The organism is Pseudalkalibacillus salsuginis (assembly GCF_021646685.1).
GTDB lineage: Bacteria > Bacillota > Bacilli > Bacillales > Fictibacillaceae > Pseudalkalibacillus > Pseudalkalibacillus salsuginis.
Genome location: NZ_JAKJHW010000004.1, coordinates 36,918 through 63,880, shown reverse-complemented (window position 1 = coordinate 63,880; position 26,963 = coordinate 36,918). Strand labels below are relative to the sequence as shown.

Here is a 26,963-nt window from a genome sequence, read left to right as displayed (position 1 = left end):
ATGTATTCAACATCAAGCAAGCATTCCCTTTATTTTTTAAAAGTTTTTTGTGTTAATTTCTTTCTGCCTGTTGATTTTCAGAACCTTTCGTGAGAAGCAGACGACGGATAACCGCAATGTTGTTGAACAGCCTGACACCAAAAGCAAAAATCGCAGCTAAATACAAGTCTACACCAAGATGGACACCTAGAAAAGCTAAACCTGCGGCAAGGAGGATATTAAAGAAAAAACCTGAGACAAAAACTCTGTCATCGAAGGTTTTTTGCAACTGGGCACGTATTCCTCCAAACAAGGTGTCTAATGCTGCCAAAACCGCAATAGACAGGTAGCTTGTATATTCAGGGGGGATACGCAAATCCGACATGAACCCGAGAAGGAGGCCGATCAGTAAACCTAAAACAGGCAGCCACATGTCATGTCTCCCCCTTCTCTTTCATAAATTTAACGCGAATTTGATGACTGTATGGCGGTAAAGAAACATGATCAACTTGTTTAGGAGATAAAAGAAGATTTTCACGAGCGAAATCTTCACCTGATTGAGAAGTAAGCATTTCTTTGTGTAATTTATCCGAGTCACGGGAAAGAACCTTGACTTTGATTGGTAGAGGCGAGATAGGCTCATCATTTATATATGTCTTACCATTAACTTCCCGAATCGGTGTTGTACTGATAATCCGTTCCCCATCAATTGAGATTTCTTCTGCTCCATAACCATTAAGCTCATTGATCAATCGTCTCAATAATTCAGGATGAATGGAAATAGCAGGTTTCCCAACTAATTCTTCATCATTTAATAATGGTTCGATGGTGAGTTCGACTCCGTGTCCGCCAATCTCTGTTAATCCGGCATCATTTTTTAGATCCGCAAGTGTTTCTTCTAAAGTTTCCAATTGTCCACCTGTCCCTGATTTAGAGTATTCATCAATCAGTTGTTCATACTTGTATATTTCAGCAAATAACTTTTGCTGGATCGTTTTTTGGCTCTCAAGATCATTCCTCAGTTCCCAGATATCTCTCGTATCCCGAACAATGGGTTCCTGGTTCGTATGAAACTGCACTGCAAGCATAAAACCTACAATCATTGTCATGATAAAGAATTTGAACCGTCTCTTCATGGCCGTTGTCACCCTTCCTTAGCGATAAAAGGAGGAATTTCGATGGACGTCTCTTTTTGGATCCGTACTTGAACACCATCATTAACCAATTGGTCTGTGATATTACCCGTCAAATTTAACGAATTGGAAAAAACCTCCGGATCACCGATTGCGGTTATCACAAATGGAGCTGGATGTTTAACTCCATCCACACTTACAACAGGACCTACACAATCGATATGAGTGGTATTCGATATTCGCTGCCCATTGATAGCTACAGCCTCAGCTCCTGTTACATACAGCTCATGGATGACCATTCTGATATGCTCCTCATGGACAATGTAATCATTGGGATTTTCCGTATCAGGTATGTATGAACTGTCTTCAAGCGAGACAGATATGCCTTGACCTTCTACTGCTACTTGTCCTACCACTTTCCTCAGCTTTTTGATCTCCTCGACAAAGTTAAATGACCTTTTTTCTTTATCGGCAATCTCTTCTTCCATTTCACTTACTTTTTTCTGGGCTGCTTCAAGCTCTCTCTGCAAATTACGGTTTTCTCTTTGAATGGAAAGAATACTTGAACGCAATTGATCTTCCCGTTTCCATTGGTCATTGGTAGGTTGCTTTCTTTCCTCTTTCGTATATTGATAGGAAAAAGCAATCATGAATCCGGTGACAAGCAAGATTAACGAGTAGATTGCATGCTTTCCCCTAACCTTCATTCTCTGTTTGTTCCTCTCCTTCTTCCTCCCCAGTATCAAAAGCTTCGAATCTAGGTGATTTTGACATATAGATCACACCATCCAAATTACCATCAAGCTTGTCCACAATAGAAGGGTAGTATTGCATATATTCTGCGAAATTTGGGATTCTTGATTGAACCTCATAGCCGTCATTCATATATAACGTTATATGCTGCGAATCATTTTCAAGTGGCGTATGATGAAGTTCTGAAATTCTCAACCTTACACTTTCCGAAAGCTTCGTCAACTCTTCAGCCATCAATTTTATCGCATCTTCATCCTCCCACTTCACCAAAATCGGTGCATTAGATGGAACAGTGTCTTTAGAAACTTGCGGCATAGGTTCTCCATTTTGGAGTAATGGCAAGTACTTTCCATCGTTTTCTAAAAAAGCAACCTTATCGTACTCGGTCACAGTAATGATCACTTTATTTGGGAGAACTTTGTCAACTTCCACCGATTTGACCTGCACAATTTTTCGAACCTGTGATTCAACATGAACAGGATCAACCGACCAATAACTCGTATCTGTTGAAAAATCAAGCTGTGATAATATTCTATCTTCAGGAATCAATTGATTCCCTTTGATTTCAATTGTTTTTACATTGCTTAAAGGTGACTGGAAATAGACAATGATAAGGATAAGGATAAAGAAAAAAGAAATATAGAAGATCATTCGGCGGTTCGCTTTTTGCTTCCGTTGTTGTTTTAGTTTTGGTATACGGTCTTCTATTGTTGCAACCTTTTCATTCTTCATGAAGGCTTCCCCCATTTGACGAGGACTAAGAAAGAGTGAAGGGGGTGACCCATATGTGTCTGAAATGCTGATCTGACCAACATTAGGAGTCACCCCCCCGTCCATATGTCCACTCTTTGCAGAACACATCTATTTAGTTGTATTATAACACACTGAAATGGTACATTAATCCACCTTTTCTGCATCTGACAAGAATTTTTCAAAGATACAAAAATCGTGTCCTGACAGACTAGCGGCCTAACATTTCCACTTCCGTCTCCATGTCGATATCGTAGTTTTCTTTGATTGTCTTTTTCACAATTTCAATCAGGTCTATCACGTCCTGAGCTTTCGCATCACCCGTATTGACGATGAAATTGGCGTGCATTTCTGAGATCTGTGCACCACCGACCGCTTTTCCTTTCAAACCTGAGCTTTCGATCAATTCACCTGCATAGTTTGGTAAAGGGTTACGGAATACACTTCCGCAACAGGGGTGGTTCCATGGCTGAGTCTCTTTCCGATAATCCTTATTTTTTTGCATGATGTCCGTAATGCTCTCGCGATCTCCTTGCTTAAGGTGCAAGACAGCTTCTAAGCATATGCCTGGTTTTTTCTGCAGAATCGAAGTACGGTATGAGAATTCCATGTCTTCAGCAGCTAACCATTCTATTGAACCATCATCGTAGAGGACATGGGCTTTCGCTAGAATTTGCGACATATCAGACCCATGTGCCCCTGCGTTCATGTATACGGCACCACCCACTGAACCGGGAATCCCGCTTGCGAATTCTAATCCAGCCATCCCTTTCCTGCTCATGATTGTCGATAGTTTTACTAATGAATAACCCCCGCCGACAAGGATTTCTTCACCTTTCTCCTCCAAATGGTCCGTCCCTTTTCCAAGCTTGATGACAACCCCCTCGATACCTTGGTCAGAAACCAGCAGATTGGAGCCGCGGCCAATTGTCGTCCATGCGGCATCATTTTCTTTTACGATTTTCAGGACCTTCTTTAATGATTCGATCGAATCAGGTTCGATGAGGATATCGGCTGGACCACCGATTTTTATCGTTGTATGTTTAGAAAGTGGTTCGTTTTTCAGTACTTTTCCTACTCCAGCTTCTTTTAATTGTTGAATTAGATTCTCCACTTCACTTACACCACCTTAAATATCTCCATACTATGATATGCACCATACATGTACATAGCTAAACATGTTCATAGATACATCAATTTTTCGACCACCATTGGAAACAAAGTTGTTTCCAGTCGAAACTTCAAAAAAAGAAACTTGGCATCTGCCAAGCTGATTCATACGTTTTAAAGTCTAATGGAATCACGTTTTATTGTCTAGCCTAATACCTTGCATAGCGGCTAATATTCAATAATACGCCGAGCGCCATGAGCATCAATGTAAGCGAAGAACCTCCATAGCTTAGAAACGGAAGTGTGATACCTGTGACAGGCATCAAGCCCGTCACCACTCCAATGTTAATCATGACCTGGATAGCAATCATTCCGATGATCCCGATCGCAAGAAGACTTCCGAACAAATCTGGTGCTCCCAAAGCAATACGGATTCCTCTCCAAAGTAATAGGCCAAATAAAAGGAGCACTAATGAGCCTCCTATAAATCCAAGCTCCTCTGCCAGAATGGCGAAAATGAAATCTGTTTGCGGTTCAGGTAAATATCCGAACTTCTGCCTGCTCTGCCCAAGGCCTAGACCTAACAATCCACCTGGTCCTATCGCATAAAGGGACTGGATGATTTGGAATCCACTACCAAGGGGGTCGCTCCACGGATCCAGAAACGAGGTGATCCTCTTGATCCTGTATGGTGCTGATATGATCAATGCCACAAATCCGAGAAGACCGATGAAGCCTAGACCGACAAAATGGCTTACTCTCGCCCCAGCTACATAGATCATCACGATACAGGTTCCTACTAATACAGCCCCTGTCCCGAGGTCTGGCTGCAGCATGATCATTCCAAAAGCAAAGAGGACAACTCCCAGCGAAGGTACCAATCCTTTTTTAAACGAAGTGATTCTCTTTTGATTTAAAGAAAGATACCGTGCCAGGAAAGCAATCATTGCCAGTTTCGTGAATTCTGAAGGTTGAATGGAAAAAGCCCCTACACCGATCCAACTTCTTGCGCCTCCGCGTACCATTCCAATACCAGGGATCAAAACAGCAACCAGCAAGACAAAACATGCGATGAGAAGCAATTTAGACCAGTTGGACCAGCTCCAATAATCCACTTGCATGATAAGGAACATGGCAATGACACCTAATCCGGCGAAAAGCAATTGACGCTTAGCGAAGAAAAAGGAATCCTCAAAACGAATTTCTGCCCATTGGGCACTGGCACTATATACAGTTATGATTCCAATTGCAAGCAATGTCATCGTTACGATAACCAAAACGAAGTCTGGTGTTTTTTTAGCCTTAGGCAATCAAGACACCCCAAATCTAAAGGATTAAACGTCCTGTTCAGAGAGTGTCCAAAAAGTCGCAAATTTGAACAACCTCTTTTACCTAAGTTTATGCACCGCCTCGATAAACATGTCCCCTCTTTGTTCGAAAGAAGGATATTGATCCCAGCTGGCACACGCTGGAGACAGCAATACAACATCACCCGTGGCGGAATATCCATAAGCAACAGGAACGGCTTTTTCAACATTATCAACATGTTCAATCACCTTTATTCCTGCTTCTTTAGCAGCCTTCATCAATTTGGGCGCTGTTTCACCAAACGTAATCAACGCTTTTGTGTTTTTCAAATAAGGAATCAACTCATTGAATTCATTTCCACGGTCTAAACCGCCAGCAAGCAAAATCAATGGATCCTCAAAGGCTGCTATCGCTTTTTGGGTAGCAAGTATATTGGTTGCCTTTGAATCATTATAGAATTTCACACCTTCCACCGTTTCCACGTACTGAAGACGATGCTTTACACCACTGAATGAGGTTAAAGTATTTCGGATTTGATGATCAGAAGCACCTGCTATTTTGGCCGCAGCTGTAGCAGCTAAAATATTTTCAAGACTATGTTTTCCGGGCAGCACTATTTCTTTGATCGTGATGACCGGCTCATCATTATACATGATGAAGTTATCTCTAAGACAAGCCCCTTCCTTCAAAAACTGTTTTGTACTGAACGGAACCTTTGTACTTTTAACGTCTTTAATCAAGGAAGCAACCTCTTGGTCATCTGCATTATAAACACAAAAATCATCCTCTGTCTGATTCATGAAAAGACGTGCTTTTGCCTTTCCATACTCCTCACGGCTTCCATGATAATCCAAATGGGCATCAAAGATGTTAAGTAGTACACCGATATGAGGCTTGAAGGAATCGATCCCCATCAATTGAAAGCTTGAAAGCTCTGCTACCAGAATATCATTCCACTCCGCCTTGTCCGCCACCTCACATAGGACGGTACCTATATTTCCTGCCACAATAGGTTTCTTGGGGCTTCCTTCCAGCATCAGGCCTAATAGAGTAGTCGTTGTCGTTTTTCCATTGGATCCTGTAATACCGATAATTTCAGCCTCTGTCAATAACGATGCAAGCTCAACTTCCGTATAGATCGGGATCCGCTTTTCTAAGGCTGCCTTAACCAAGGGATTATCATATGGTATTCCTGGATTCTTCACGATGAAATCGATTGGCTTGTCCAACAACGATAAGGGATGACTGCCACAATGGACTTCAATTCCATGCGCAATCAGTTCTTTCGCTTCTTTATTCTTTTCCAGTTCCTTCATATCGTTGACGACTACATTGGCACCATGCTTGATCAACACCTTAGCTGCAGCAAAACCACTTTTAGCAAGTCCGATTACAAGAACATTTTTATTATTGAGTTCATATTTACGCTCCATCTAACTTAACACCTCGATATAAACGCCTAAAGCAGCTAATAACAGCCCTACACCCCAGAAAGTAACGACAATCCGCCATTCACTCCAACCACTCAATTCATAATGGTGATGCAGTGGACTCATCTTGAAAACACGCTTCCCTGTTGCTTTGAACGAAACGACCTGAATCATGACGGATAACGTCTCAATGACGAATACTCCACCGATGAGGACGAGCAGGAGTTCCATTTTGATCAGGATTGCAACTGCTGCTATTGCCCCTCCTAAAGCGAGGGATCCAGTATCGCCCATGAATACCTTTGCAGGGTGGGCATTGAAAACAAGAAATCCTAGAAGGGAACCTACGACAGCTAGACAAAACAATGCGATACCTATTTCAAATTTACTTGAAGCCACTACTGCAAATGCTCCAAAGGCAATGGCAGCAGTTCCGGCCAAAAGCCCATCAAGACCATCTGTCAGATTGACAGCATTGGATGCACCGACAAGCATAACGATGATCAAAATGAAGTAGAACCAACCTAACTCGATGGACCAATCTGTTCCAGGCAGTGCAAGTGTAGTCGATATCCCAGCTGTTCTCATGCCAACATAAAAGATGATTGCAATAATGAGTTGTCCGAGCAGCTTCTGTTTCGATGTCAAACCTAGATTCCGCTTCATGACGACTTTGATGAAATCATCTATGAATCCGATGATTCCGTAGCCTAACGTGACAAACAATAGAATCATCGTTTCGATCGTAAGAAGATTAAAATACCAAGAAATCACTAATGTTGATAATATTAAGGAAACGATGATGACTATACCGCCCATAGTCGGTGTTCCAGATTTTTTCTGATGTGATTTGGGCCCTTCTTCGCGTATGCTTTGGCCGAATTTTAAACGCTTTAAAAATGGTATGAAAATCGGCGAAAGGACGACAGCTACAAGAAATGAAGCCAGAAGGGTAACAATCAATGCTGATACCATCCTTATAACCCCTCCAAGTAAATAATTTCTGAATAAATAACAATATTGGTTTGATGAATTCCACTAGTTGTGTTTTTTAATTGTTTCACGTGCTATTTCACGGTCATCGAAATCAATCGTATTATTTCCAATGATCTGATACGTTTCATGTCCTTTGCCAGCGATCAAAATCACATCGTTCTCTTCAGCATTCTCAATAGCGTATTCTATAGCAGCTTTACGATCGATAATGGAAGTATAAGAGCCTTCATCAACACCGGATTCCATATCCTTCAGGATAAGCCGTGGATCCTCTGTCCGAGGATTATCTGAAGTGAATATCGCGAGATCTGAATTGTCAACTGCGATTTTTGCCATCATCGGCCGTTTCGTTCGATCACGGTCCCCTCCACAACCGACAATGACAGATACATTGCCTTCCGCAAACTCATTGACGGTTGTCAACACATTTTCCAAACTGTCTGGTGTATGGGCGTAATCCACAATGACCGTGTATGGTTGTCCTGCATCCACCACTTCAAATCGGCCAGGAACCCCTTCAAGTCGTTCGACAGATTCAACCATTTTTTGTTCATCAAGGCCAGCTGCTATGCCTGCAGTTATCGCAGCCAGTACGTTGTATACACTGAATTTACCGATAAGCTTCATCTGAATTTCATAGGTATCCTTCAATGTATGCAGCTGAAACGTGGTCCCTCTGCCGGTAATTGAAATCTCTTTTGCCATGACATCACTGTTATTCTCAATTCCGTATGTCATGATTTGAGCTGCGGTGAGTTTTTTGTATTTCACTGTCGCTGCATCATCTTCATTCAACACGGCAACCTTTTTCTTCTTGTTACCATATGTATTTCCAAGTTGCGAAAAAAGAAGACCTTTTGCCTGAAGATACTGCTCCATCGTTTTATGATAATCGAGATGGTCCTGTGAAAGGTTGGTGAATACAGCGATATCAAAGTCGCAACCCCTGACCCTCCCCATTTCCAAAGCATGGGAGGATACCTCCATGAAAGCTCCATCTACCTTTTCATCGACCATTTTCGCAAAGGCTTTTTGTAAGAATGGTGCTTCAGGAGTGGTGTTGGTGACTGGATACGTTTGATTGTTGATTCTCATTTCAATCGTCCCGATCACACCAGTACGCTGGTTTTGCTCTTGAAACATTTTATCCAAGATGTGTGTGATCGTCGTCTTTCCATTAGTACCAGTAACTCCAATCAATTGTAATCGATGGGTAGGATGATCATAAAATTGATCAGACAACACTGCAAGTGTATGGCGGCTGTCTCTCACAAGGATGACAGGCACAGATGTTTCTACCATTTTTTCTGCTACAATAACCGATGCTCCTCTTTTTACCACATCGTCAACATATTCATGACTATCAAAATTCGCCCCTTTTATACATACAAAAAGGTTTCCTTTTTCAACATTGCGGGAATCCATCTCAATTCCGGTAATTTCGGGATTCCCCTCATTCTTCAATTGATATACAAATAGGTGCTCAAGCAATTCATTCAATTTCTTCATAACTGACAATCCATCCTTTTATCTTTTCGTCCCTCTTCATATTACTATACCTTCAAAGGAAAGTGCCAAACACTCTCAATTCAACAGTCTAACTTACAGAGTACTCTACTCAGGTCTGTTGATTGATCAAGAGAATGTCTGACACTGTTAATCCTACAGTACGATCCATATGCTTGTTCATGCAGTAAGTACTCTAGGTTCCATTCTAATCCTCTGAAGATGTTTTGTCACCCATATAGAGACGAATCGTCGAACCTACAGTCATTTTCACTCCCGGGGCAGGTGCTTGGTCGATCACAGTATCACCTGTACCGACTGTTTCGATCTTCAATTCATAAAATGCTTTATGAATGTCTTGCCTTGTCTTTCCTTTGAGATCGGGAATTTGGATCAGAGGCTGGTCTAACCAGGTCAATTCCTTTTCAACCTGATCCTTCCTTTTCGGCACACCCATTGCAGGCAAGCTGTCCTCTATGATGTTACCAACGATCGGCGCTGCTACGATCCCACCGAATTGTACTGTTCCTTTCGGGTTGTCCACAGCCACATAGACGACGATTTGCGGATCATCAGCAGGGGCAAAACCTATGAAGGAAACGATATGATTATCTTTCAAGTACTGGCCGTTGACAGCTTTTTGTGCTGTACCAGTTTTTCCTCCTACACGATATCCATCGACAAACGCACCTTTCCCGGTCCCTTGTGCAACCACAGTTTCCAGCGTTTCACGAACTTCCTTGGAGGTTTCTGGTGAGATGACCTGCCGTTTCATGTTCGGACTATTTTTACTTACTGTCTCCCCTGTTGAAGGATCCAACCATTCTTTGGCAACATAGGGGGTATATAAGTATCCGCCGTTTACAGCAGCTGCGACAGCTGAAACCTGCTGGATCGGGGTAACAGAAACACCTTGTCCGAAAGCAGTCGTTGCAAGTTCAAGCGGACCGACTTGTTCAAGGTTGAACAGGATCCCTTTACTTTCCCCTTGAAGGTCGATCCCCGTTTTTTCTCCGAAACCAAAATCATTGATGTAAGAGAACAATTTCTCTTTCCCTAAACGCTGGCCTAAAACTACAAAACCTGGGTTACATGAATTCTGGACCACTTCTAAGAAAGTTTCACTCCCATGGCCGCCTCTTTTCCAGCACCTCAACTTCCGACCCGCTACTTCAATCGAACCCGGATCATGGATTGTGTCCCTTTTGAGGTCTACTTTATTTTCTTCTAAAGCAGCTGCCAACGTAATGATCTTGAAAGTGGAACCTGGCTCATAGGTGCTCCAGACGGGTTTATTCCGATTGTAGATCTCCTGGGGTACTTCCCGATAATTAGATGGGTTATAGTCTGGCCTGGAAGACATTCCAAGTATTTCACCGGTTTTCGGGTCCATCGCGATAGCAACGACACCGTCAGGATTGTAGGTCGCTTCTGCAATATCCAACTCTCGTTCAATGATCGACTGGACTTTCGAGTCGATCGTAAGTTTGAGATCCAGCCCATCCTTCGGTGGTTCATATTCATCCGATAATGATGGCATCCGATTACCCCTGACATCAGTATAGAAAGAGACATGTCCCTTTTCTCCGCTCAAATAATCATCATATTGCAGCTCAAGCCCTGTCAATCCCTGGTTGTCGATACCTACGAATCCCAGAACATGGGATAAATAGTTCCCAAACGGATAATGGCGTTTGCTATCCTCTGCTATAAAAACTCCTGGAAGATCGAAGCCCCTTATCTCATTCGCTTTCTGGTTACTAATTTTTCTGCCCCCAGGATAAATATTGACGATTGATTCCCTTTTGGTGATCGTCTTATAGACTTCTGTTTCATTGATGTCCAATGCCGCTGCCAGTTTTTGCGCGGTTGCTGCTGGATCCCTTACTTGTTTCGGTACGACATACACAGTCGGAGCACTGATGTTCTTCGCAATTGCAACTCCGTTCCGGTCAAGGATTTCCCCACGTTTCGGTTCAAACGGGACATTACGGCTCCAAGAATCCAGCGCCAATCCTGTCAACCATTCCCCTTTCACAAACTGGACATAACCTAACCGACCCATGATCACTACTAAAAATAAGAGTCCGGCTACGAACACAAAAACAAGCCGTCTCCGTACAGTTACATTAGAAACACGCACTTGTCCAACCTCCTCGGCAGATGAGCTCGTTTCATTATATGCCTGTACAGAAACAGCTAGAACAAATCAGTTATTCCTTATTTCTTCCTCTTCACCATCACTTTCATTTTCTTCTTCCTGTTGCTGTAAAGCTTCTTGTGGAGACTTTAATTCAACGACAAGAGAAGAACCTTCCTTAACGATTGAACCCTTTTTGATACTTTGTATCGTAACGAACCCGTTTCCGGTAAATTCTGGCGTCTTCAAATCTAGCACTTGAGCAAGATGCATGACTTCAGATCGGGACATCCCAGTGAGATCCGGCATTTTCACTTTTCCTTCCGTCCGCAGGAAGACTTGTTCACCTTCAAGAATCATCGTATCCGCGTATGGTGCTTGGCTGATGATACGATCACCTTCTCCGAGGATTTGCACATTCATTCCTTTTTCCTCTAATTCCTTTTTTACCCCAATGGAAGATTGTCCCTCAAAATCATCAAGTTTAAGGTTGTTTGAAGTCTTCTCCGTTGTTTTTTTCTCTTGTGTTTCATCAGGAGTGATATTCAAATATTGAAGTCCACCTTGCATGACTGGATTGAAAACCTTCGATACAGGTACAGATCCTGATTCATAAGCCTCATCATCCAAATCCGGTCGATCGATTGCGACGTAGACCAATAACTTCGGATCATCGGCCGGTGCCATTCCTAAGAAAGAGAAAATATAATTGTCATGGCCTCGCATCAATTTTCCGTTTTCATAGAGCTGAGCAGTCCCCGTTTTACCCGCTACTTCGTAGCCTTCAAGGTTATAGTTTTTCCCGGTTCCATCGGTTACAACAGACCTTAGAAGTTCACGGACTTTTTTGGAGGTGTCTGCAGAAATCGGGTTTCCAACTACCTGTGGTTTGGAATTTTTCAACACTTCACCGCTATTCTTATCTACAATTCTATCGATGACAAACGGTTTCATCATCTTCCCGCCATTGGCGATTGCTGTTGCTGCTTGGATCTGTTGGATCGGGGTAATGGAAGTACCTTGACCAAAAGCTGTAGCTAATTTTTCTATCTCCCTTTGATATTGTATTTTCGAGCTGGCTTCTCCAGGAATATTAATACCTGTTTTTTGATTGAACTGCCACCGCTCTGTCAAGTATTCATGCAACTTATCAAATCCTAGCTGCTCTTTGGCTATTTTCGAAAAACCTACATTCGAGGATCTTCTTACGCCTTCATCATACGTAATCGTCCCCCATCCTTTCCCATTGTTATGATCCCTAACCCTGCTATATTTTGTCTTGTATACTCCCGATTTGTATTTGTCGTTCCCATTATAGACGCCTTCCTCAATCGCAGCTGCAAGGGTGAATACCTTCATAGTCGAACCTGGTTCAAAGGCTGATCCGATAGCGAAGTTCGTATAGTTTGTGATATCCCTTGTATTCGGATTGAAGCTTGGGCGGTTGGACATTGCAAGGATCCGACCCGTTTTTGGATCTGCTGCGATCGCCATCATCCGCTTTGGATCATATTCTTTTTCAACATTGTTCATTGCTTGCTCTAGGAATAATTGGATTTTTTCATCAATAGTCAAGTAGACACTTGACCCATGTTTCGGCTCATTAATGACTTCCTTTGGATCAGGTAATTTATAGCCGTATCGGTCACTTTTATATTTTAAGGAACCATCCTCTTCCTGCAAATACTCATCGAGGTATTTTTCCAATCCCATCAGCCCTGTCCTGACCCCTTCCTCATTGTTGGAAGTATACCCAAGTATATGGGAAGCGAAATCCTGGTTCGGATAATACCGTTTCGTATGCCGTTGGAAATCGATCCCGCTGATATCCAATGCTTTGATTTCTTCCATTTTGGAATGGCTGATCTTTTTCCCCCCTGGACCAAGTTCTACCTGGAATAGTCCTTCTTTGCTCATCAGATCTGTCAATCTAGATTCAGTCATACCGAGGATAGGGGCAAGTTTACTAGCTGCCTCAGCAGGATCCTTTATATGATTCTTGTAATCTTCGTTCAGGACGGCGATGACCGTGTAGGAAGGAATATCTTCAGCGATCGCTTTACCGTTACGATCGTAAATCGTCCCTCTGTTTGCATCAAGAGAAGCTGTCTTTGTCCACTGTTCATCCGCCATTTTTTCAAGATCGACACCCTCTGCCTGACCTGTCCAACCTAAATAAAAATAGCGCCCAATCAAAAAGAAAAAGAGCAGGACAAATATCAAAGATAGAATCACTGCTCCTTTATTAATATTCGAATTCTTTTTCTCTATCATTCAAACCACACCTAAACTAATTGTTTACTACTTTTATATTTTTATCGTCGAACTTCATGCCTAACCTCTGTTCTGCAAAGTTTATGATCCTTAATGGTTCGCTGAGTTCTGACTTTTCAAGGGCCAAATCATCCACTTGTTTGCTATGTTGATCGATGTTCTGTTCCATTACTTGGATTTCTTTATTTACAGTGTACATTTCGGCATAGTTCGAAATGATGAAGATCGAAGCCGCTGCCAACATTAAAGCAGCGAACGCCCACAGGACTTTCTCCCCTTTAGTAATTTTCGATCTTTTACGTGTGATGACATCAGGTTGTGACTGTGGATTTTGAACATGGTTCGGTTTGTTCTGTACTTGATGGGCAAGATTGCTCATACTCCCTATTCCCCTTTCTATTTTCTCTTTTCAGCGATTCGTAATTTCGACGATCTCGCTCTTCTATTGTTCTCTTGTTCTCCAGATTCTGGAGTAATTGGTTTCCGTGTAACCAACTTCATATTCGGTTGGTACTCCTCCGGAATAACCGGCATCCCTGGCGGCAAATCCGGTTCACTGCTCACTTCCTTGAAGACTTTCTTGCATAACCGGTCTTCAAGCGAATGAAAGGTAATGACACAGATTCTTCCCGCTGGATTCAACATTTCGATTCCATCCCATAAAGCCTCTTCAAAAGCATTCAGCTCATCATTGACAGCTATCCGAACGGCCTGGAAGGTCCTTTTGGCAGGATGTCCACCTTTTCGTCGCGCTCTTGCGGGTATCGCCTCTTTTATGATTTCCACCAATTGACCAGTCGTTTGAATTGGTTCCCGTTCCCTATGTGCTTCGATTTTCCTTGCGATTGATTTCGCGAATTTTTCTTCTCCATATTTGAATAATATCGAGACAATTTGTTCGTACGACCATTCATTCACTACATGGAACGCGGTCAGTTCACTCGTCTGATCCATTCTCATATCCAGCGGGGCGTCTTGATGATAACTGAATCCCCTGTCTGCTTCGTCCAATTGTGGAGAAGAGACACCAAGATCAAATAAAATCCCATCAACACCACTAATCCCTTTTTCAATGAGTTCTTGCTTCAGATTTCTGAAATTAGATCTTATGATACTGAACTTACCTTCGTACTTTGCCAATCTTTCTTCGGCATGCTTGATTGCGTGAAAATCCTGATCAAATGCATAAACATATCCAGAAGTGAGCCGTTTTAAAATCTCTTCTGTATGGCCCGCTCCCCCAAGGGTACAATCCACATAGATGCCATTTCCTTTAATGTTCAGTCCTTTGATTGCTTCTTGTTTCAATACTGTTTCATGCTCAAACATAACTGTCCCTCAATTTCCGCTCTAACTACGCTCGTCCCATCCCTTTAAAGGTCAAAATCCATGAGACTTTCTGCAATTTCTCCAAATGAATCCTCAGACTTGTTGAAGTAATCTTCCCAAACCTCTTTATTCCAAATTTCGATCCGGTTACTTACCCCAATTACGACACAGTCCTTTTCCAACTTTGCATATTGACGTAGTGTAGATGCAATGTTTACACGCCCTTGTTTATCAAGCTGGCATTCTGCGGCTCCTGAGAAGAAGAACCTTGTGAAGGCGCGTGCATCTTTTTTGGTGAATGGGAGTGCTTTAAGCTTTTCTTCAAGCTGCTTCCATTCTTCAAGAGGGTAACCAAAAACACATTGATCTAGTCCTCTTGTTAGTACGAAAGTGGTTCCTAATTCATCACGGAACTTCGAGGGGATGATCATTCTTCCCTTATCGTCAATGGTATGTAAATGCTCTCCCATGAACATATACGGGTCCCCCTCCCCACTTTCTTCCCTAAGTCTACCACAACTCCCCACTTCACACCACTTGTTTAATAATTCTTTTCCACAAAAAAAAATCCTGCTTATAAATGCAGGATTTCCCGAGTTTTCATCGCTATTTTTTTACAGTATCGTCAGCTGAAATACGACATGATAAAGGGGTGATTCCCTTTATTCCGTCCAGGTTTTCATTAATGCTGTTGATTTTTCACGAACAGGTTGGAATGGCGTAAAACAATCGTATTCGATTAGAGTTTTATCGCCTTTGGATTCCCGTTCCATAAATAATATTGTGTTGCTAATTCTGAAATGAATTCAAATCCGATTTGATTGATGAAATAGAAGACATTCAATATTCTTTCTTGAGGCTGATCATCTGGCAGCAGGTGCATTTGTATATGATCGAATTTTTTCAATTCGACCTCATGTCTTTGATAAATGGACTTTTCCATCTTTTGCTTCAAGAAGAGGATTTGATCTTCAATGATGCTCCAGTTTTTTTCAGTCAATCGATCCAGCCCTCTATCAATATCATGAGCCGTTTTCCCTAAATTGTCATGTCCCTTTTTGAATACTTCCAATACATGACCGATTTCTTCATCCAGATCATAATCTGTATTGTCAGCCAACCATTTATCCTTTTCATCCAATACACCATTAAAAACGACCTGAACGGGGTCAAGTTCCTTCTCCTCGATTGTCTTTTGGGTATAACGGTCCAGGAGTACAAGTGACAAACGTGGCAGGACAGGTGGCATCTTCATATCAAAAGCATGAAAGACAGGTTTCAATGCACTCCAATAATTGATTTCCCCAGGACCACCTACAAAGGCTAATGTCGGCAAGAGAAGTTCTTGCATCAACGGGCGGGTGATCACATTATTACTGAGCCTTGATGGTGTTGTTTGTGCAATATTCAATAACTCTTCTTCATTATAAAGGCATTCGTTGTTTTTACCTCGAAACGAGCTATTTTCACGAATTAACAAAACTCTAGTGTCCCGCTCTTCAATAAAGAGATGTGCACTTCCCTCTTCGGATTCGATGGGTGAGGCATGCCCAAGGTTATTGACATTTGCAAGGCCATTTTGAAAAGCCTCATCAATTTTTTCATTTTTGCGGATCATGCTCTCAAAGAATGGCGTTTCAATTCTTCGCAAATCCGGATGATGGGAATCAAGGATGACCAATCCGAAATCACTATAGAGCGCAACCATAAGGTAAGCGAAAAATCCAGTCAATGTGTCGCTCTCTTTGATAGCTTTTTGGATCAGATCTTTGAGTTTTTGTGTATGCTCTGTCTCCCCGAAAGAACGGATCACTTCTTCAGCCCATGGGAACAACAGATCCTCATCAACCTCTATATGAGAAACTGATCTCATACCTTCATATAAATTCAATTTGTATTTTTTAAGTTGCCCATCTATCGGTATGTGGATATGATTGATTTCATCAAAATCATGATCCTCTCCTGCTATCCAGAACACCGGAACGACAGGCGTTCCGAGTTGACGTTCTTTTTCCTGAGCAAAAAGGATAGTTGAAAGGCATTTATGTATCGTATACAAAGGACCTGTCAATAACCCGGCCTGTTGCCCTGTCACAACAACTGTCGATTTGGGGTCCTTCAATTTTTCAATATTATCAAATGTTTTACTCTCAGCTGGTAAAGACTGATGATATGAAGTCAGATGATTGTAAAGGGCAGTTCTAGGAAAGGTTCTTTCCTGAAGGTCTTTCCAACGATCGATATAGCTTTCGTTCTCAAACGGATTATAATCAAATAAACTTCCTACATCTGAATTTCCCTTCAGATAGGCAGAAAAGAGGTTATCTTTATTTTGAAAAGGTAGCTCTAGCACTTTCATACATTTCTTCCTTTCTTAAAAACACGACAGACGCTTTGCGAATATGAGTATAGCAAATTACCGATTCTACTCCCAACAAATCTGCCTATATCTCCTAAGAATCCAACATCGTACCAGGAAAATCACAAATCAGGATATATATACGTTAGTACAGGAACTACTGGAACCGCTTCTCATAAAATTCATTTTTATAGGGCAAATACACGATTGATCAACCCATATATACAAAGGACTAGATATCCGGAAGAAAATAGCAGGAAATTTAAGCGCCAGGTTGCCTTGATGATTTTGGAAAGTCCGATGTCTTTATTTTGTTTCCAATATATGAAGGTAATACTGATAATCAGTATTAAAATGATGATGATGATCGGCCACAAAAAAGCATTCCCCCAAATGGTATATAGGGTAAATATGACAGAAAGAATCAGGAAAAAAGTGGTCACGTCTGTAGCAAACAGGAAGGACCGTTTTTTATGGCGGGTTATTTTTCGTGTTATCCAATAAACCATGATCCAAGCCAATAAAGGTACCGTCACCAATACCCCCAAGGATGCTAATAAAAAATCAACCATTGTTTTCCCTACTTTCCATATGATCTTCCATCCCTTTGATGACTTGATATACGAATTGATTATTAGGAACTTCGATACTCTTCTGTTGGGCAGCATTCAGAAGGAAGCCATTAATTGCGTCGATCTCTGTTTTTCGATTATTCTCTATATCCCTTAACATGGAAGATTTGTTTAAAGAAGTATTTTCGCAAACTGACACTAAATCCTTCCAAGCTTCATGATCTTCGATGTTCAAGACTTTACAAGCTTCTTTACTGACTTGTTTCATCAAATAGAACCAATATGGATTGGCAAGGAGAGCACCGTTGTTAACCTTCAATATAGCGGTAAGGGGATTGATGACAGCGTTGATATGTAGTTTTTCACTGAGCATGGCATACCAATCGTTTTGGTAAGTGAATGGGAAGTCTTCTTTTGAGAGCTTTTCCCAATTGAATCCGGAATGGCCATCCAGATAAGGCGCGATTTTGGTTTGCCCCAGTCCTGTGTGGATGATTGAATGATCCGATTCTTTTAATGCACCATGCTCTACCACCCCCAAATAGATTGAATGCATCTGCAGCTTTGGCAAGATACGGAGATGCTGCATGCCGTTCTGTACAAACAGAATAGAACGTGTCCGGCTGAACCTTTCACCGATTTCAGGCATTACTTGCTCAACATCATAAGATTTAACTGCGACTATCAATACATCAATGTCCCCATGATCTCTACCTGATAGTAAACGAACATCAGGTTGACAAGTATATACTGAAGTCCCAAAATTCAAAGTCAGTCCCATTGTCTGAATTGCTTGTCGCTGGATTTCCCTTCTCACACAAAGCACAACATCATGAGGACTTTTTGAAAGATAAGCTGTAAATAGCAGTCCTATCGCGCCGCCACCAATAACCCCAATTTTCATGATAACCCCAACCTTTGAACAAGGATTTGTAAGATTATAGTAGCACAAAATTGACTCTACTGATAAATCTTTCCATTGTAATTTGATCCATTCATCGGTACTCTTATATTTTCCAATGCTCCAAATTTGAAATGAATAACTCGAGAATGATCCCAATAACTTAAAAAATATACAAAAAAGGGGGCTGTCCCATTAGTGTCTGACTCTCACCGTCCCTAGCAACATTTTGAGAAAAAATGTGTTTTTGAAACAAAATGTTGTGTGGTGGTATCTGACACTATTGTTTTGGGACAGCCCCATTAAGTCTTAAACCGGGTACACTGGATGCTTTCGTTCACTGAAGATCATTTCTTTCGACTCGTATGCAGTAAACCGATCGATCAGCTCCGCACGTAAATCATCCGCAGATACTATTTGATCAACAATCATTTCAGAAGCAAGCTTATAAATATCGATATGTTCCTTGTATTCCTGATGTTTCTCTTGAACATATTTCATCCGCTCTTTCGGATCTTCAATTTCATTAATTTTATTAGAATATACCGCATTGACAGCTGCTTCAGGTCCCATTACTGCGATTTGGGCAGTTGGGAGCGCTATACAGCAATCTGGTTCAAAAGCTGGCCCTGCCATAGCATAGAGGCCAGCTCCGTATGCTTTTCGGACAACGACCGAAATTTTCGGAACCGTGACATCGCTCATCGCTGCGATCAGCTTGGCACCATGTCGGATGATCCCTGCTCTCTCAACTTTCGTACCGATCATGAAGCCTGGTACATCAGCAAGAAACAATAATGGAATCGAAAAGGCATCACATAATGTGATGAACTTCGCAGCTTTGTCAGCCGAATCTACAAACAAAACGCCGCCCTTGACTTTCGGCTGGTTTGCCACGATCCCGACTGCTTTTCCATCAATCCGTGCAAAACCGGTCACGATTTCAGGAGCGAACAACTTCTTTATTTCATAAAATGAACCTTCATCAATAAGTCCGTCAATGAATTCATACATATCAAATGGGACATTTTGATTTTCAGGCACGATTTCAGATAAACTCCGTCCCTGTACTGGCAATTTCCCCTCTTCTTTATAAGGTTTTTCATTATAATTAGATGGGAAGTAAGAGAGATAGCTCTGTGCGGACCCGATTGCTTCCTCTTCTGTTGCTGCTAGATAATCTCCGCACCCGCTTACACTGCAATGCATTCGAGCTCCGCCCATCTCTTCAAGGGTAACCTTTTCCCCAATCACTTTTTCAGCCATTCTCGGGGATCCCAAATACATGGAAGCGTTTTGGTCTACCATAATGACCGTATCGCAAAATGCAGGGATATATGCGCCGCCGGCAGCAGAAGGTCCGAATAGGATACAGACTTGAGGCAACATCCCTGACATTTTCACCTGATTATAAAAGATCCTACCGGCCCCACGGCGATTCGGGAACATGTCGATCTGATCTGTAATCCGTGCCCCTGCCGAATCGACCAGATAAAGGAGAGGTACCTTTAGTCTCATGGCCGTTTCTTGAATCCGGATGATTTTTTCAACCGTCCTTGCACCCCAGGAACCAGCCTTTACGGTTGAATCATTCGCCATTACACAAACCTTTTGGCCATTCACCTTCCCGATCGCCGTTACGACTCCATCAGCCGGTAACCCTTCAGCCTGGTTATTCGCGAATTTTCCGTCTTCAATTTTATAGGAATCCTCATCAAATAATAATTCGAGGCGTTTTCTGACGAACAATTTATTTTGGGCTTTCAGCTTTTCATGATACTTTTCAGCACCGCCTGCTTCTATCTTTGATGAGGCCTCATGCAATGTTTCATTCATTGTCTTCAACATCCAATTCCTCCTTTATTGCTTTTTAAGAGAACGAGCGCTCATTCATTTTTATTTCATGACAACGAGCACGTCACCCTCATTAACGAAATCTCCTACAGTGACGTTGACAGATTCAACTTCACCTTCTGCTGCTGCTTCAATCGGGATCTCCATTTTCATAGATTCAAGTGTAAGGACCGCTTGCCCTGCTGATACACTTTCTCCTTCTGAAACCAATACGTTTAATACGGTACCTGCCATTGATGCTGTTACTTCTTTCATGTTGGATCACTCCTAATTTTCAACTTTTGTTATCATTTCGTTTAAGTAATTTGTAGTGTATTCTCCCTTTTGAAATGATTCATCATTTAATACTTGATCGAATAAAGGTCCATTGTGTTTGATTCCGCCTAAGGTCCATTCCTCGAAGAAACGTCGGGATCTTTCCAGTGCTTTATCCCGATCTTCTGCGTAGATGATGACTTTTGCAATCATCGGATCATAAAATGGTGTCACTTGTGTCTGGGAACTGAACCCAGTATCTACACGTACACCTTCAATGGTCGGGTATTGGAATTTCTCGATCTTTCCCGGGGAAGGTAAGAAGGTATGCGGATCTTCTGCATAGATCCTGTATTCGATGCTGTGCCCTGATTTGGTAAGTTCCCCCTGTAAATATGGCAATGGTTTTGATTGAGCTACATTAATCTGCCATTCTACCAGATCTAATCCAGTAATCATTTCTGTGATTGGATGTTCCACCTGTAACCGTGTATTCATTTCCAAGAAATAAAAATCCTCATTCTCATCCACAATGAATTCAACTGTCCCTGCATTCGTATAATTCACATGTTTACCAGCTTGGACAGCCGCTTCACAAATCTGTCGGCGAACCTCTTCACTTAAAAATGGCGAAGGTGTCTCCTCGATGACTTTCTGGTGTCTGCGCTGGATCGAGCAATCCCTTTCAAACAAATGAACGACATTTCCTTGCTCATCACCGAAGATTTGCACTTCGATATGGCGACTGTTAGAAATGAACCTTTCCATGAACATTTCATCATTACCGAAATAAGCTTTAGCTCGGTTTTGACTGGAAATGAATGCTGTGCGTAATGCTTTCTCGTCTTCACACCGCTGCATTCCGATTCCACCGCCGCCTGCACTCGCCTTGATCATAACCGGATAACCTATATCAGCAGCCAGTTGGACTGCCTCCTCCACATCACTGAGCGGACCGTCACTGCCGGGCACGACAGGAACACCTGCATCCTGCATCGTCTTTCTCGCTTTCACCTTGTCGCCCATCTCTTCTACGACATCCGCAGAGGGCCCGATGAATTTAATGTTAGCGTTTTCAACTTTTCGTACAAAGTCCGCGTTCTCTGAAAGAAATCCATATCCAGGATGAATCGCATCAACCTTTTCATGAAGTGCAATCTCCAAAATACGTTCACTGTTCAAATATGATTTGACTACTGGAGGCTCACCGATTTCATGAGCTATGTTGGCATCTTTCACATAAGGAAGATCTTTATCCGCTTGTGAGTATACGATAACTGGTTCAATCTGTAATTTTTCGCACGTTTTGACTATCCTGGCTGCAATTTCTCCTCTGTTTGCGATCAGTATCTTTTTCAAACCATCTCCTCCTATTTCTCTGGGCTACAATCTACTACTTTCAACAAGAATCCGCCTAATTCCTGTAGAATCCTGCAGAAATTTTTTACTTTTGCAGAAATTTTCGTAACTTTATTATATAATAACATTAGATAGAAAGGGAGAATAAATGAAGGGGGACGCCGAGCGATGTATAAAGTACAAAAACTTCTCGTTAATTATAAAACGTTAGAAGAATTCAAGAAGTTCAAGGAATATGGAGTCCAAGAATTATCTATGCTGGAAGATTTGCAGGAAAATATCATTGATAACGATAGCGAATCACCTTTTTACGGGGTATACTATGGGGACAAATTGGTTGCCAGAATGAGCCTTTATCGTATTGATGGAACCTATGACCGTTATTTCGATCCGCCTCAAGATTACCTTGAACTTTGGAAGTTGGAAGTTTTACCAGATTACCATAAGAAAGGGTTCGGTAGTGCACTCGTCAACTACGCAAAAACGTTTAATCTCCCTATTAAGACGAATGCACGACAAAGGTCCAGTCAATTTTGGGAAAAGATGGGCTTTTCGTCTGTAACGTACAACCCTGGCCGCGATCGCGGAGAAAATCCTTATGTATGGTATCCTGCAGGAGTTGCAGAACAAGAGCTTACAGAAAAGGAAGATGGACCGATCAAAGAAACGGACGTATCTTCCACTGAATTGTGATTTATAAAACGAAAAGCTGACTTGAATCAAGTGTTAGATCCTTCATTTGAAGAATCTGACACTTTTTTCGTCAGCTTATTCTTTACTTTTCCACTTTTTCTAAATTTCCATTGTAATCCATTTGAAATTTCACTTGAGAATCCTGTTCATCTCCGTCTGTCACTGCCATTTTCCTTGCCCGTTCCATGAAATTCAACATGATCTTATAATCTTCATAAACATGTTCATAGTCAGTCTGTAATTTTTGAAGTTTATGACTCAATACTTCATTTTCCTTTTCAAGCTTCAAAAGTTCTTCTTTCAATCGTTCATTTTCCCCTTGGATCGTATGTGTATTCTGCTCAGCCGATCGAATGGATTGTAAATAATAGATCACATCATCCATACATAAATCTGATTTCACATCTGTTCTGTTCATTACCCTTATTTCTTCTTGATCATTTTGAGGAGTATGTGATTGCTGTCCAGCATTGGTAGCAGAATGTGTTTTCGGTTGCTTCTCTTTCATCATCTGTTTTCGCTGCTTTTTGGCAATGGCTATGGCAGCATCGTATTTTTTCCGGATTAATGAATTCCATCTGAAACCGCATGCCGCTGATGTCCGAGATAATTTTTTTCCAACTTCTTCAAATGCTGCTAGTTGAGTTCCGCCCTCCCGTATATGTCGCAGAACGACTTCTGCTAGCAATAGATCTTCATCATGATTCCAAGCATCCTGACGTGTCGAGCCCATTTGCATCCCTCCAAACATTTCTACTTTACTTACAACATATGCAGATGGTAGAAAAGATAGACTTTTGTTCTAGTAAAAGTTTCTATTCTTGGATGTCCAGAACGGATACCAACCACTCACTTGCGGTTTAAAAAGGTTCTCACTGCCTGATGATGTTCATCTGACTCCCATAACCGGGAACAATCACTTATTTCTTTTTCAACCCGATTTTTGATATCTATAAGATCATAACAATCCAAACGGCGTTGTTTATACGCTTCTTGAACACTTGCTGTTTTCGTTGTAAAGAACTGGATCCATTCATAAAAGTCTTTCATAGGGTCTTCTTCAGCTAATATTTTTTGGATAAACCCTTTTTCATACCCTTCCTGAGCTGAATATTTCCTCGCACTGATCAACATCTCCAAAGCATTCTCAGGGTTCATACGTTCCATAACATAGGTCGATCCACCCCATCCGGTTGTAATTCCGAGCGTTCCCTGAATGAAACCGAATTTTACGTTCGGGTAAGAAACCCTGAAATCGCATGCAGAAGCGATTTCGCATCCACCTCCTACCGCTATCCCATTGAGGAGTGCAACCACAGGCTTAGGAAAAGAGAAAACCTTGAATAAGACATTTCCCATTTTAGAAAGCATTCTGTACGCTTCTTTCTCAGTATGTAATTGGTGGAAGACTGACAAGTCACCACCTGAACAGAATGATTTTTCTCCCGACCCACGTATCACGAGTATTTTTACAGTATGATTGTCCTTTACCTCTGTCAAGCAACGATCCAATAAAGCAATCATGTCATGGTCGATTGCATTGTATCGCTCTGGCTGATTTAAAGTCAGCCAGCAAATGCCGTTTTTGATTTCCACTTGCACTTTCTCCATATGATCACCTACTTATGCATAAAATAGCTGGTTCTATCCATTATATCAAAACAGTAAGGCGACTTTTCAGGTATGAAGCTTTAAGATGAACTTGAAGTGTTTTGAGATGCTTATCGTTGTGCTTAAGAAAGGAATTTTGATTGTTGTAGCGGCTAAAAATGTTATTTGAAGAGGTCGGTGATGGCGATATCAATAATTATTTTGGCTTTAATACATAGGATAAGTTCTAAAATGAAGGTCACTTTTCTTAATTGTGCGATTTTGAAAAAGAATTACACGATTTAGAAAGGTAATTGCACGACTTTAAACATTATTGCACCAATCTACGAAATAAAACACTGATTCCTGTTTAATTGATCGAATCAACAATCCAAAAAGTGCCTGTCAGGAATTTGCACTCCTAAACAGGCACTCTTGTTGGTCTTACTTTTCTACTACTTCTTTTCCTTTGTACGTTCCACATTCTGGACATACGCGGTGAGAAAGCTTGTATTCGCCACATTGTGGGCATTTCACCATTCCAGGTACTTTCAACTTATAATGAGTACGACGCTTGTTCTTACGAGTTGTAGAGGTTCTTCTAAAAGGTACTGCCATGGTTTCCACCTCCTTGAAGGAATTGTTCAGCTAGAGAATGTCAATTGGTTTGACGCTTCTTCACTTTTTATCGCTATCATTAAAAAATTTGGCCAAATCGGCCATCCGTGGATCAACCTTATCTTGTCGATCCTCTTCTTCCTCAACTACGTCCCATCCTTTACCTGATGGAGGAGCAGGAGGGTTATCAGTTGGTTCAGAGCTGATGACCTTCAACGGCTTTTCCAACAATATGTTTTCCCGGATATAAGGTATCAGATCAACTGTATTGTCTTCGACAACATGGATGTCCTCTTCTTCGGCATCCATACCATAATCTGGTTCAAACAAGAATATCTCTGTAGAATGGATTTTGAAAGGGAAAGGTACATCTTCAAGAGTTACTGCACAAGGCAGCGTCATCTTTCCAGCCATCGTCAAATGGAATACAGCTCGATTTTGATTGATTTCAGCATAACCCTTTACGTGGACAGGTGTTATTTCGCGGATTTCAGGATCAAAATCACAGATCGAGTCAATCTCGATTGTTTCATCAAGTTCTAGTCCTTTACGTTGAAAACTTCTCAGTTGTTGTATGGACCATTTCATTTGTCATCACCTCAAGGCAACAGTAGTAATTATAGCTTTCAAAAAATAAATTGTCAACATTTTTTCTTTACAGTCATTTTCCTTGAACCTTTGCAATTTGGTACAATAGTGGAGACTGACCTTCATCATCCATACACGTTCATCCCAATTTTAACGTATATCCTTTCCCACTACCAAATTAGAAGGAGTAATATCATGAAAACCTTAGGATTGATCGTTGAGTATAACCCTTTTCATAATGGCCATTTATATCATTTGCAACAATCTAAGAAACAGTCACAGGCAGATACAGTCATAGCTGTCATGAGCGGTAACTTTCTGCAACGGGGGGAACCTGCACTTGTTTCGAAGTGGACAAGGGCAAAAATGGCACTGGAGGCCGGAGTCGATCTAATCGTCGAACTTCCGTATGCTTTTGCCACCCAACGTGCAGATCGATTTGCTTTTGGAGCTGTCTCCATCCTAGATGCATTGAAATGCGATGAAATCATATTTGGCAGTGAATCCGGAAAAATAGAACCCTTCATGAATACGGTAGATTTCCTTAACGAAAACCAAAAGGAATATAACGATTGGATTCAAAAACATGTCCAGACAGGGGTCAGTTACCCGACTGCAGCTTCAATGGCTTTTTCAGAACTCCAAGGCAGGCCACAGGAATCTGTCGATCTGACAAAACCGAATAATATTCTGGGGTATCATTATGTGAATTCAATTTGTCAAATAGGGTCTACGATGAATATAGATACAATCCAGCGTACTGGCGCAGGTTATCATGATGAAGAACATGGAACTGACAAGATTGCCAGCGCTACTGGAATCAGAAAAATCCTGTTCGGCGACAAAGGGAGCCTCTCTGGTATCAAAGATCTCGTCCCCCCGACGACATTCAACGGATTGGGTCAACACCAACAAATATTCGGAACATTCATTAGCTGGGAACGTTATTTCAATTTCTTGAAACATAGACTGATCACATCTTCTCCAGAGGAATTATCCCAGGTATATGAATGTGTCGAAGGAATCGAGAATCGGCTGATGAACCAGATTTTACGTTCGGAATCCTTTTCCGGGTTTCTTGAAGATGTCAAGACGAAAAGATATACGTGGACACGGCTTCAGAGGCTATGTACACATCTACTGACAAACGCGAAAAAAGAAACAATGGATAAAGCATTGACAGTGCAGCCGACTTACATCCGCTTGCTAGGAATGAACCAAAAGGGACAACTGTATCTGAACGCCAATAAAAAGAAGGTTGAACTTCCAATCGTCAGCACACTTTCTAAACATACTGATGACTTTTTGCAACTGGACATCATAGCGACGAATACATATATCCTCGGTTTTCCAGTTGAGCACCATTCAAGGCTTTGGAGACAGGAATATTCAAACCCTCCGATTCGCGTTTAAGAAATCAGTCACGAAGGTCATTGGAGGTCAGAAGAAGAGGCTCCAACCAAATA

General features: G+C 41.6%; 26 protein-coding genes. 2 read left to right on the top strand and 24 right to left on the bottom strand.

Annotated elements, in window-relative coordinates; all coding sequences use genetic code 11:
- Positions 1–52: 52 nt before the first annotated feature.
- The 20 genes from L1611_RS12160 to L1611_RS12065 all read right to left on the bottom strand — a co-directional run bounded on the left by L1611_RS12160 (position 53) and on the right by L1611_RS12065 (position 22,008).
- The gene (locus tag L1611_RS12160; RefSeq protein ID WP_236313506.1) at positions 53–412 is read right to left on the bottom strand and encodes a small basic family protein; all 360 of its coding nucleotides are present in this window, start codon (positions 410–412) and stop codon (positions 53–55) included.
- A 1-nt stretch (position 413) separates the two neighbouring features.
- Positions 414–1,115 (bottom strand): DUF881 domain-containing protein, encoded by a 702-nt coding sequence (locus L1611_RS12155; RefSeq protein WP_236313505.1) that lies wholly within the window; start codon positions 1,113–1,115, stop codon positions 414–416.
- An 8-nt stretch (positions 1,116–1,123) separates the two neighbouring features.
- Positions 1,124–1,819, bottom strand: a complete 696-nt coding sequence (locus L1611_RS12150; RefSeq protein ID WP_236313503.1) for a DUF881 domain-containing protein — start codon at positions 1,817–1,819, stop codon at positions 1,124–1,126.
- Entirely contained in the window at positions 1,809–2,597 is a 789-nt protein-coding gene (locus L1611_RS12145; RefSeq protein ID WP_236313501.1) for a cell division protein FtsQ/DivIB, read from the bottom strand. The genes L1611_RS12150 and L1611_RS12145 overlap by 11 nt, the downstream gene beginning before the upstream one ends.
- A 229-nt stretch (positions 2,598–2,826) precedes the next feature.
- The gene (gene murB, locus L1611_RS12140) at positions 2,827–3,729 is read right to left on the bottom strand and encodes a UDP-N-acetylmuramate dehydrogenase (protein WP_236313499.1); all 903 of its coding nucleotides are present in this window, start codon (positions 3,727–3,729) and stop codon (positions 2,827–2,829) included.
- 205 nt (positions 3,730–3,934) lie between these two features.
- Positions 3,935–5,035 (bottom strand): stage V sporulation protein E, encoded by a 1,101-nt coding sequence (gene spoVE, locus L1611_RS12135; RefSeq protein ID WP_225065479.1) that lies wholly within the window; start codon positions 5,033–5,035, stop codon positions 3,935–3,937.
- 78 nt (positions 5,036–5,113) lie between these two features.
- Positions 5,114–6,466, bottom strand: coding sequence for a UDP-N-acetylmuramoyl-L-alanine--D-glutamate ligase (murD, locus tag L1611_RS12130; RefSeq protein WP_236313494.1), 1,353 nt, complete (start codon positions 6,464–6,466; stop codon positions 5,114–5,116).
- Positions 6,467–7,438 (bottom strand): phospho-N-acetylmuramoyl-pentapeptide-transferase, encoded by a 972-nt coding sequence (mraY, locus tag L1611_RS12125; RefSeq protein WP_236313485.1) that lies wholly within the window; start codon positions 7,436–7,438, stop codon positions 6,467–6,469.
- A gap of 63 nt (positions 7,439–7,501) precedes the next feature.
- Positions 7,502–8,968 (bottom strand): UDP-N-acetylmuramoyl-L-alanyl-D-glutamate--2,6-diaminopimelate ligase, encoded by a 1,467-nt coding sequence (locus tag L1611_RS12120; RefSeq protein ID WP_236313483.1) that lies wholly within the window; start codon positions 8,966–8,968, stop codon positions 7,502–7,504.
- Positions 8,969–9,173: 205 nt separating this feature from the next.
- Positions 9,174–11,108 carry a stage V sporulation protein D gene (locus L1611_RS12115; RefSeq protein ID WP_236313480.1) on the bottom strand — a complete coding sequence of 645 codons (1,935 nt, stop codon included), beginning with the start codon at positions 11,106–11,108 and terminating at the stop codon, positions 9,174–9,176.
- A 66-nt stretch (positions 11,109–11,174) separates the two neighbouring features.
- Positions 11,175–13,379 carry a penicillin-binding protein gene (locus L1611_RS12110; protein ID WP_236313471.1) on the bottom strand — a complete coding sequence of 735 codons (2,205 nt, stop codon included), beginning with the start codon at positions 13,377–13,379 and terminating at the stop codon, positions 11,175–11,177.
- A 16-nt stretch (positions 13,380–13,395) separates the two neighbouring features.
- The gene (ftsL, locus tag L1611_RS12105; protein ID WP_236313469.1) at positions 13,396–13,758 is read right to left on the bottom strand and encodes a cell division protein FtsL; all 363 of its coding nucleotides are present in this window, start codon (positions 13,756–13,758) and stop codon (positions 13,396–13,398) included.
- 17 nt (positions 13,759–13,775) lie between these two features.
- Complete coding sequence (gene rsmH, locus L1611_RS12100) at positions 13,776–14,708, bottom strand: 16S rRNA (cytosine(1402)-N(4))-methyltransferase RsmH (RefSeq protein WP_236313467.1); 933 nt, start codon at positions 14,706–14,708, stop codon at positions 13,776–13,778.
- A gap of 44 nt (positions 14,709–14,752) precedes the next feature.
- Positions 14,753–15,184 (bottom strand): division/cell wall cluster transcriptional repressor MraZ, encoded by a 432-nt coding sequence (mraZ, locus tag L1611_RS12095; protein ID WP_236313453.1) that lies wholly within the window; start codon positions 15,182–15,184, stop codon positions 14,753–14,755.
- Positions 15,185–15,447: 263 nt separating this feature from the next.
- Positions 15,448–17,067 (bottom strand): bacillithiol biosynthesis cysteine-adding enzyme BshC, encoded by a 1,620-nt coding sequence (gene bshC, locus L1611_RS12090; protein WP_236313441.1) that lies wholly within the window; start codon positions 17,065–17,067, stop codon positions 15,448–15,450.
- Between the two features lie 188 nt (positions 17,068–17,255).
- On the bottom strand, positions 17,256–17,639 hold the full coding sequence (locus L1611_RS12085; RefSeq protein ID WP_236313438.1) for a DUF3397 domain-containing protein: 384 nt from the start codon (positions 17,637–17,639) through the stop codon (positions 17,256–17,258).
- Complete coding sequence (locus tag L1611_RS12080) at positions 17,632–18,543, bottom strand: 2-dehydropantoate 2-reductase (RefSeq protein ID WP_236313435.1); 912 nt, start codon at positions 18,541–18,543, stop codon at positions 17,632–17,634. Before L1611_RS12080 ends, L1611_RS12085 begins: the two co-directional genes overlap by 8 nt.
- 306 nt (positions 18,544–18,849) lie before the next feature.
- The gene (locus tag L1611_RS12075) at positions 18,850–20,388 is read right to left on the bottom strand and encodes an acyl-CoA carboxylase subunit beta (RefSeq protein ID WP_236313433.1); all 1,539 of its coding nucleotides are present in this window, start codon (positions 20,386–20,388) and stop codon (positions 18,850–18,852) included.
- A 48-nt stretch (positions 20,389–20,436) separates the two neighbouring features.
- Entirely contained in the window at positions 20,437–20,649 is a 213-nt protein-coding gene (locus tag L1611_RS12070) for a biotin/lipoyl-containing protein (protein WP_236313430.1), read from the bottom strand.
- A gap of 12 nt (positions 20,650–20,661) precedes the next feature.
- Positions 20,662–22,008 carry an acetyl-CoA carboxylase biotin carboxylase subunit gene (locus L1611_RS12065; RefSeq protein ID WP_236313428.1) on the bottom strand — a complete coding sequence of 449 codons (1,347 nt, stop codon included), beginning with the start codon at positions 22,006–22,008 and terminating at the stop codon, positions 20,662–20,664.
- A gap of 168 nt (positions 22,009–22,176) precedes the next feature.
- Here L1611_RS12065 and L1611_RS12060 point away from each other — a divergent pair, with 168 nt between their 5' ends.
- A complete protein-coding gene (locus L1611_RS12060) occupies positions 22,177–22,701 on the top strand; it encodes an N-acetyltransferase (protein WP_236313426.1) in 525 nt (174 codons plus the stop codon).
- Positions 22,702–22,783: 82 nt separating this feature from the next.
- Here the strand turns inward: L1611_RS12060 and L1611_RS12055 are convergent, their stop codons facing one another.
- The 4 genes from L1611_RS12055 to L1611_RS12040 all read right to left on the bottom strand — a co-directional run bounded on the left by L1611_RS12055 (position 22,784) and on the right by L1611_RS12040 (position 25,497).
- Entirely contained in the window at positions 22,784–23,434 is a 651-nt protein-coding gene (locus tag L1611_RS12055) for an RsfA family transcriptional regulator (RefSeq protein ID WP_236313425.1), read from the bottom strand.
- 116 nt (positions 23,435–23,550) lie between these two features.
- Positions 23,551–24,312 carry an enoyl-CoA hydratase/isomerase family protein gene (locus tag L1611_RS12050; RefSeq protein WP_236313419.1) on the bottom strand — a complete coding sequence of 254 codons (762 nt, stop codon included), beginning with the start codon at positions 24,310–24,312 and terminating at the stop codon, positions 23,551–23,553.
- A gap of 423 nt (positions 24,313–24,735) precedes the next feature.
- Positions 24,736–24,909 (bottom strand): 50S ribosomal protein L32, encoded by a 174-nt coding sequence (gene rpmF, locus L1611_RS12045; RefSeq protein WP_221564071.1) that lies wholly within the window; start codon positions 24,907–24,909, stop codon positions 24,736–24,738.
- A gap of 60 nt (positions 24,910–24,969) precedes the next feature.
- Positions 24,970–25,497, bottom strand: coding sequence for a YceD family protein (locus tag L1611_RS12040; RefSeq protein ID WP_236313416.1), 528 nt, complete (start codon positions 25,495–25,497; stop codon positions 24,970–24,972).
- A gap of 195 nt (positions 25,498–25,692) precedes the next feature.
- Here L1611_RS12040 and L1611_RS12035 point away from each other — a divergent pair, with 195 nt between their 5' ends.
- A complete protein-coding gene (locus tag L1611_RS12035; protein ID WP_236313413.1) occupies positions 25,693–26,910 on the top strand; it encodes a nucleotidyltransferase in 1,218 nt (405 codons plus the stop codon).
- Positions 26,911–26,963: the final 53 nt, after the last annotated feature.

Excerpts from the sequence above, each read along its gene's own strand:
- L1611_RS12055 (WP_236313425.1), bottom strand. The coding sequence starts at position 23,434 with ATGGGCTCGACACGTCAGGATGCTTGGAATCATGATGAAGATCTATTG.
- rpmF (WP_221564071.1), bottom strand. The coding sequence starts at position 24,909 with ATGGCAGTACCTTTTAGAAGAACCTCTACAACTCGTAAGAACAAGCGT.
- rsmH (WP_236313467.1), bottom strand. The coding sequence starts at position 14,708 with ATGTTTGAGCATGAAACAGTATTGAAACAAGAAGCAATCAAAGGACTG.
- L1611_RS12150 (WP_236313503.1), bottom strand. The coding sequence starts at position 1,819 with ATGAAGGTTAGGGGAAAGCATGCAATCTACTCGTTAATCTTGCTTGTC.
- L1611_RS12110 (WP_236313471.1), bottom strand. The coding sequence starts at position 13,379 with ATGATAGAGAAAAAGAATTCGAATATTAATAAAGGAGCAGTGATTCTA.
- L1611_RS12075 (WP_236313433.1), bottom strand. The coding sequence starts at position 20,388 with ATGTTGAAGACAATGAATGAAACATTGCATGAGGCCTCATCAAAGATA.
- L1611_RS12040 (WP_236313416.1), bottom strand. The coding sequence starts at position 25,497 with ATGAAATGGTCCATACAACAACTGAGAAGTTTTCAACGTAAAGGACTA.
- L1611_RS12060 (WP_236313426.1), top strand. The coding sequence starts at position 22,177 with ATGTATAAAGTACAAAAACTTCTCGTTAATTATAAAACGTTAGAAGAA.
- L1611_RS12070 (WP_236313430.1), bottom strand. The coding sequence starts at position 20,649 with ATGAAAGAAGTAACAGCATCAATGGCAGGTACCGTATTAAACGTATTG.
- L1611_RS12120 (WP_236313483.1), bottom strand. The coding sequence starts at position 8,968 with ATGAAGAAATTGAATGAATTGCTTGAGCACCTATTTGTATATCAATTG.
- bshC (WP_236313441.1), bottom strand. The coding sequence starts at position 17,067 with ATGAAAGTGCTAGAGCTACCTTTTCAAAATAAAGATAACCTCTTTTCT.
- L1611_RS12035 (WP_236313413.1), top strand. The coding sequence starts at position 25,693 with ATGAAAACCTTAGGATTGATCGTTGAGTATAACCCTTTTCATAATGGC.
- L1611_RS12155 (WP_236313505.1), bottom strand. The coding sequence starts at position 1,115 with ATGAAGAGACGGTTCAAATTCTTTATCATGACAATGATTGTAGGTTTT.
- murD (WP_236313494.1), bottom strand. The coding sequence starts at position 6,466 with ATGGAGCGTAAATATGAACTCAATAATAAAAATGTTCTTGTAATCGGA.
- L1611_RS12050 (WP_236313419.1), bottom strand. The coding sequence starts at position 24,312 with ATGGAGAAAGTGCAAGTGGAAATCAAAAACGGCATTTGCTGGCTGACT.
- L1611_RS12145 (WP_236313501.1), bottom strand. The coding sequence starts at position 2,597 with ATGAAGAATGAAAAGGTTGCAACAATAGAAGACCGTATACCAAAACTA.
- mraZ (WP_236313453.1), bottom strand. The coding sequence starts at position 15,184 with ATGTTCATGGGAGAGCATTTACATACCATTGACGATAAGGGAAGAATG.
- mraY (WP_236313485.1), bottom strand. The coding sequence starts at position 7,438 with ATGGTATCAGCATTGATTGTTACCCTTCTGGCTTCATTTCTTGTAGCT.
- L1611_RS12085 (WP_236313438.1), bottom strand. The coding sequence starts at position 17,639 with ATGGTTGATTTTTTATTAGCATCCTTGGGGGTATTGGTGACGGTACCT.
- L1611_RS12160 (WP_236313506.1), bottom strand. The coding sequence starts at position 412 with ATGTGGCTGCCTGTTTTAGGTTTACTGATCGGCCTCCTTCTCGGGTTC.
- L1611_RS12080 (WP_236313435.1), bottom strand. The coding sequence starts at position 18,543 with ATGAAAATTGGGGTTATTGGTGGCGGCGCGATAGGACTGCTATTTACA.
- ftsL (WP_236313469.1), bottom strand. The coding sequence starts at position 13,758 with ATGAGCAATCTTGCCCATCAAGTACAGAACAAACCGAACCATGTTCAA.